The 6,269-nt window shown below is 73.9% G+C and carries 5 protein-coding genes; 4 read left to right on the top strand and 1 reads right to left on the bottom strand.

Translation table 11 applies throughout. From position 1 onward, the window contains the following. The first annotated feature begins 650 nt into the window (after nt 1-650). Nucleotides 651-2,003 carry a hypothetical protein gene (locus GCU69_RS20125; RefSeq protein WP_235978591.1) on the top strand — a complete coding sequence of 451 codons (1,353 nt, stop codon included), beginning with the start codon at nt 651-653 and terminating at the stop codon, nt 2,001-2,003. Between the two features lie 25 nt (nt 2,004-2,028). On the opposite strand, the gene GCU69_RS20120 is transcribed toward GCU69_RS20125, so the two are convergent. Further along, the gene (locus tag GCU69_RS20120) at nt 2,029-2,697 is read right to left on the bottom strand and encodes a PH domain-containing protein (protein ID WP_156206802.1); all 669 of its coding nucleotides are present in this window, start codon (nt 2,695-2,697) and stop codon (nt 2,029-2,031) included. Nucleotides 2,698-2,918: 221 nt separating this feature from the next. Here GCU69_RS20120 and deoC point away from each other — a divergent pair, with 221 nt between their 5' ends. The 3 genes from deoC to GCU69_RS20105 form a co-directional block, all read left to right on the top strand. Then, nucleotides 2,919-3,935, top strand: a complete 1,017-nt coding sequence (gene deoC, locus GCU69_RS20115) for a deoxyribose-phosphate aldolase (protein WP_176604614.1) — start codon at nt 2,919-2,921, stop codon at nt 3,933-3,935. A 4-nt stretch (nt 3,936-3,939) separates the two neighbouring features. After that, nucleotides 3,940-5,397, top strand: coding sequence for an aldehyde dehydrogenase family protein (locus tag GCU69_RS20110; protein WP_235978590.1), 1,458 nt, complete (start codon nt 3,940-3,942; stop codon nt 5,395-5,397). Then, nucleotides 5,387-6,269 (top strand): aldehyde dehydrogenase family protein (locus GCU69_RS20105; RefSeq protein WP_156206801.1); only part of this gene is annotated, 883 nt, incomplete at its 3' end. The genes GCU69_RS20110 and GCU69_RS20105, both read left to right, overlap by 11 nt.

Genomic DNA, 6,269 nt, shown 5'->3' with positions numbered 1-6,269 from the left:
CGCCCGGTGGTGGCGGCCACAAATACACGTAAGCGTGGAGGACCCCCCTCCCTCCGGACCCGTCCCCTCCCGCCGTCCCCCGGCTGCCGCCCGTCGTGTGGTCCGGGCATCCGGACACCGGTGCATGCACCTGGAACCGTGCGTACAAGTGGGCTCGTGCCCCTGGATTCGTACACCTGGTTCGTGCCCTGGGCCGGTACACCTGGGTTCGTGCCCCGGGCCGGTACACCTGGCTCGTGCCGGTGGACCCGTACACCTGGCTCGTGCCTGTGGACCCGTACGCCTGGGCTCGGGCCCCGGGCTCGTGCCTCTGGCCCCGTGCACGGACGGTGCGTGAACCCGGCCCCGCGCACCCGGGCCCGCGCGGATCAGCCCGCTCCTCCGGACGCGGGCAACGGCGAGCGGGGGGGGGCGGGGCTTCCGGCACCGGGTGGGTGTGCGTGTCCGGACCTGCGGGGCGGGCGGCGGGCCGGTTTTCCCGGGCGCGGTGGAGGGGGCGGTCGGGAGACCAAGCCCAGCGCGACGGGGCTCCCGCCGGTCGCCGGTTTCACGAGTCACACGGAACCCCGGGGCGCCCGCACGGGTGATTCCGCTGGTGCGCCTGCCCCAGCGCGCCGCTCGCCCGCCCACCGCGCGGGAAGGGCACCTGCGTGCCGACTTCCGCAGCCCCGGTGAGCCCGTCCGACGCCTCCAACACCCCGGCGCCCCCGGCCCGCCGCAGCCGACAACGTTCCGCCCCTCGCGGGCGCGGCCTCCTGGCGCCCCTGCGGCACGCCGCGCCCGCCCTGGCCGGGTTCGCCCTCGTCCGGCTCACGGGACTCCTGGTGGTGGCCAACTGGGCGGACGGTGAGGGCGAGGACCTGTGGGCGCTGCTGGCCACCGGCTGGGACGCCGAGTGGTACCTCGGCATCGCGGAGCACGGCTACGACTCCGAGGTCCGGGCCGGCGACCGGCACAGCAACCTCGCCTTCTTCCCGCTCCACCCGGCCGTGCTGAGCGCCGTCGGCCGACTGCTCCCCTGTTCCCCCGCCACCGCCGGGCTCGTCGCCGCCGTCGCGGCCTCCGTCGCGGCGGCCTGGGGCGTCTTCGCCGTGGGCGACACCCTGCACGGACGGCGGACCGGGACGGTGCTCGCCGTGCTGTGGGGCGCGACGCCGGTGTCCGTCGTCCAGTGGATGGGCTACACCGAGTCGCTGTTCACCGCCCTCGCGGCCTGGTCGCTGCACGGGGTGCTGACCGGACGCTGGGTACGGGCCGGGGCCCTGGCGGCTCTCGCGGGCCTCACCCGGCCCACGGGGATCGCCGTGGCGGCAGCGGTCACGGTGGCGGCGGCCGCGGCGCTGTGGCGGGCGCACCGGGCGAAGCGGCCGGAATCGGGCCGCGCCGGTACGGAGCACACCGGCCGGACCGGGGCCCCGTCGGGCCGCGCCGGAACAGGCCGCCTCCGAACGGCCCGGCCCGGCACCGCGCGGGAGGGCACCGCCGCTGCCGTCCGCCCCGGCACCCGGGCGGTCCTGGCAGGAGGTCTCCTCGCGCCGCTGGGCTGGCTGGGCTACGTCGGCTGGGTCGGCCTGCGGCTCGGGCAGTGGGACGGCTACTTCGCCGTACAGCGGGACTGGAGCAACGAGTGGGACGGAGGCGCCAGGACCCTGGAGATCCTCGGCCACAACCTCACCCAGCTGGACAGGCCGTTTCTCTTCCTGGCCGTCGTCTCCGGCACGCTGCTGCTGTCGCTCCTGGTCTTCCTGCTGTGTCTCGCCGACCGGCAGCCGCTCGCGCTGCTGGTGTTCACGGGGGCGCTGCTGGTGATCGTGCTCGGGAGCGCCGGCGTCTACTCCCCGCGCGCCCGTTTCCTGCTGCCCGCGTTCCCGCTGCTGTTGCCGGCGGCGGTGGCCGTGTCCCGGGCCCGCCCGGCCGCGGCACTGCTGGTCCTGGCCGGGGCGACGGCGGCCTCCGCGTACATCGGCGGCCACATGCTGCTGCTGTATCCGGGCGCGCCGTGACGCTTCCCCGTGCGTTCGCGCGAGGTCAGCCCAGCAGCGACAGCACCAGGATCAGCACCGCGCCGACCGCGGACGGGGCCAGCACCTCGAACGCCCAGCGCACCTCCGGCTCGCCCCGGGCCGCCTCGTTCGAGGCCTGCCGTTCGGCCAGTTCCTGGAGTTCGTCGATCGCCTGGTCGGCGGCCGCGCGCCGGTCGCCGCCCGCGACTCCGGCGTGCGGCGAGGTGTTCCCGTGCGGGTCGTCGGCCGCCGCCCGGGCCGCCCGCCGGGAGGCCTTCTTCCGGGCGCGCAGCGACACCGGGACGGCCCACAGCTGGTACTTGCCGCCACCCGCGGCGAAGACCTCGCTGGAATACCCGGCGCGCACGCCCTCGACCGACGCCCAGGGCAGCGTGATCGTACGGAACGGGTTGCGCACCCGGAGCCGCTCCGCGTTGGCGAACACGGCGGGCCGGAGGGTGAAGGCGATGATCAGCGGCACCGCGCAGAGCAGCCCGGCCAGCGCGTACCACGGCGTCCGGTCCTCGCCGCGGATCAGCGCGTCGAGGCCGAGCCAGGCGGCGAGCGCGAGCAGCAGCACTCCGCCGGCGATCGCCGAACCGGAGCGGTAGACGCGGTCGGCGTAGACCGGTCCGGACCCGGATTCGGATTCGGGTCCGGGCTGCGGAGGGGTGGAGTCGTCCGGGCTTGTCATGGGGCAGATTCTGCCCGACGAGCCGGGCGGGACGCGTTGCGTTCCGGCATCGATGCGTTCCGGCCCCGGCCGGCGCCCCGGCGGAGGTCCGGGGCGGGGAGGGGCAGGGAGACACGGGCCCGGGGGCGCGGACGCCCCGCCGTGCGCGGTTCCGGTCCCGATCCGCGTCCGCCGCGGGGGTGACAGGCTGCTACGCGCGTAGATATGCTCACCTGGTGACCATGCTTTCAGAGCCCGTAGTACCCGCGTACGGCAGCGCCGCCGCGCAGCGGCTGGCGTCGATGGCGGACGTGACCGCCTCCGACGCCGCGCTGCGCCGCTTCCTGCACGGCCTGCCGGGCGTCGACGCGGTCGGCCTCCAGGCCCGTGCCGCGACCCTCGGCACCCGCTCGATCAAGACCACGGCGAAGGCGTACGCCATCGACCTGGCGATCTCGATGATCGACCTGACGACCCTGGAGGGCGCGGACACCCCGGGCAAGGTCCGGGCGCTCTGCGCGAAGGGCGGCCGCCCCGACCCGGCCGACGGCACCGTCCCGCGGGTCGCGGCCATCTGCGTCTACGGCGACATGGTGGCGACCGCCAAGGACGCCCTCGCGGCGGCCGGGACGGCTGACATCCATGTCGCGTCCGTCGCGACCGCCTTCCCCTCGGGCCGGGCCGCGTTGCCGGTGAAGCTCGCCGACACCCGGGACGCGGTCGCCGCCGGGGCCGACGAGATCGACATGGTGATCGACCGGGGCGCGTTCCTGTCCGGCCGCTATCTCCAGGTCTTCGACGAGATCCGGCAGGTCAAGGAGGCGTGCCGGCGCGAGGGCGAGGGCTCCGGCGCCGCCCACCTCAAGGTGATCTTCGAGACCGGCGAACTCCAGACGTACGACAACGTGCGCCGCGCCTCCTGGCTGGCGATGCTGGCGGGCGCCGACTTCATCAAGACCTCCACCGGCAAGGTCGCGGTCAACGCCACCCCGCCGGTCACGCTGCTGATGCTGGAGGCGGTGCGTGACTTCCGCGCGTCCGTCGGGGTACAGGTCGGGGTGAAGCCCGCGGGCGGCATCCGTACCACCAAGGACGCGATCAAGTATCTGGTGATGGTCAACGAGACCCTGGGCGAGGAGTGGCTGACGCCGGACTGGTTCCGCTTCGGCGCCTCCAGCCTGCTGAACGACCTGCTCATGCAGCGCCAGAAGCTGAGCACCGGGCGCTACTCCGGTCCCGACTACGTGACGGTGGACTGAACCCATGACTCCATCCACGCCCATGGCGAAGACGTTCGAGTACGCCCCGGCACCCGAGTCCCGGGCGGTCGTCGACATCGCCCCGTCCTACGGGCTGTTCGTCGACGGCGAGTTCCGGGAGGCGGCGGACGGCAAGGTCTTCAAGACCGTGTCGCCCTCCTCCGAGGAGGTGCTCTCCGAGGTCGCGCAGGCGAGCGCGGCGGACGTCGACGCGGCGGTGCAGGCCGCCCGCAAGGCGTTCGGCACGTGGTCCGTCCTGCCGGGCGCCGAGCGGGCCAAGTACCTCTTCCGGATCGCCCGGATCGTCCAGGAGCGCTCCCGCGAGCTGGCCGTCCTGGAGTCGCTGGACAACGGCAAGCCGATCCGCGAGTCCCGGGACGCCGATCTCCCGCTGGTCGCCGCGCACTTCTTCTACTACGCGGGTTGGGCCGACAAGCTGCCGTACGCCGGATACGGGCCCGACCCGAAGCCGCTCGGCGTGGCCGGCCAGGTCATCCCGTGGAACTTCCCGCTGCTGATGCTCGCGTGGAAGATCGCCCCGGCCCTGGCCACCGGCAACACCGTCGTCCTCAAGCCCGCCGAGACCACCCCGCTGTCGGCGCTGTTCTTCGCGGACATCTGCCGCCAGGCCGGGCTGCCGCGCGGTGTCGTCAACATCGTGACCGGCGACGGATCCACGGGCGCCGAACTGGTCGCGCACCCCGGCGTGGACAAGATCGCGTTCACCGGCTCCACGGAGGTCGGCAAGGCCATCGCGCGCACCGCCGCCGGCACGGACAAGAAGCTCACCCTGGAGCTGGGCGGCAAGGCCGCGAACATCGTGTACGACGACGCCCCGGTCGACCAGGCCGTCGAGGGCATCGTGAACGGCATCTTCTTCAACCAGGGCCACGTCTGCTGCGCGGGCTCCCGGCTGCTGGTGCAGGAGTCGGTCGCCGAGGAGGTGCTGGACGCCCTCAAGCGGCGGATGGCCACCCTCCGGGTCGGTGACCCGCTGGACAAGAACACCGACATCGGCGCGATCAACTCCCCCGAGCAGCTGGCCCGGATCCGCGCGCTCGCCGAGGCGGGCGAGGCGGAGGGCGCCGAGCGCTGGGCCCCGGCCTGCGACCTGCCCGCCACCGGCTACTGGTTCGCGCCCACGCTGTTCACCGGTGTCACCCAGGCACACCGGATCGCCCGCGAGGAGATCTTCGGCCCGGTGCTGTCGGTGCTGACGTTCCGTACTCCCGCGGAGGCCGTCGAGAAGGCCAACAACACGCCGTACGGCCTGTCGGCGGGCATCTGGACGGAGAAGGGCTCGCGGATCCTGTGGACGGCGGACAAGCTCCGCGCGGGCATCGTGTGGGCCAACACCTTCAACAAGTTCGACCCGGCCTCGCCGTTCGGCGGGTACAAGGAGTCCGGCTACGGCCGGGAAGGCGGCCGGCACGGCCTGGAGGCGTATCTCGATGTCCGATAAGTCTGGCAAGTCCGAGCAGCGGCTGAGCGTCCTGAAGACCTACAAGCTGTACGTGGGGGGCAAGTTCCCGCGTTCCGAGAGCGGCCGGGTGTACGAGGTGACGGACTCGAAGGGCAACTGGCTGGCGAACGCCCCGCGTTCCTCCCGCAAGGACGCACGCGACGCGGTCGTCGCCGCCCGCAAGGCCTTCGCCGGCTGGTCCGGCGCCACGGCCTACAACCGCGGCCAGATCCTCTACCGGGTCGCGGAGATGCTGGAGGGCCGCCGCGAGCAGTTCACCGCCGAGGTCGCCGCCGCGGAGGGCGTCTCCCGCGGCAGGGCCGCCGCCCGGGTGGACGCCGCGGTCGACCGCTGGGTCTGGTACGCGGGCTGGTCCGACAAGGTCGCCCAGATCGCCGGATCCTCGAACCCGGTCGCCGGGCCGTACTTCAACCTCTCCACGCCCGAGCCGACCGGTGTCGTCGCGGTCCTGGCCCCGCAGGAGTCGTCCTTCCTGGGCCTGGTGTCGGTGATCGCCCCGGCGGTCGTCACCGGCAACACGGTGGTGCTCGTGGCGTCGGAGCGGGCGCCGCTCCCGGCGCTCTCGCTCGGCGAGGTGCTGGCCACCTCCGACCTGCCCGGCGGCGTGGTCAACGTGCTGTCCGGCCGCACCGCCGAACTGGGCGCGCCGCTCGCCGCGCACCAGGACGTGAACGCCCTCGACCTGGCGGGCGCCTCGGCCGACCCGGAGCTGGCGAAGGAGCTGGAGACGGCGGCGGCCGACAACCTCAAGCGGGTGCTGCGCCCGGCCGCCGGTACGGACTGGGCGGCCGACCCGGGCACGGAACGGCTGCTGGCGTTCCTGGAGACGAAGACGGTCTGGCACCCGACAG

The sequence above is a fragment of the Streptomyces lycii genome, assembly GCF_009735685.1.
Lineage (GTDB): Bacteria > Actinomycetota > Actinomycetes > Streptomycetales > Streptomycetaceae > Streptomyces > Streptomyces lycii.
The sequence above is the reverse complement of the archived record's forward strand: the minus strand, read 5'-3'. Positions and strand labels throughout refer to the sequence as shown.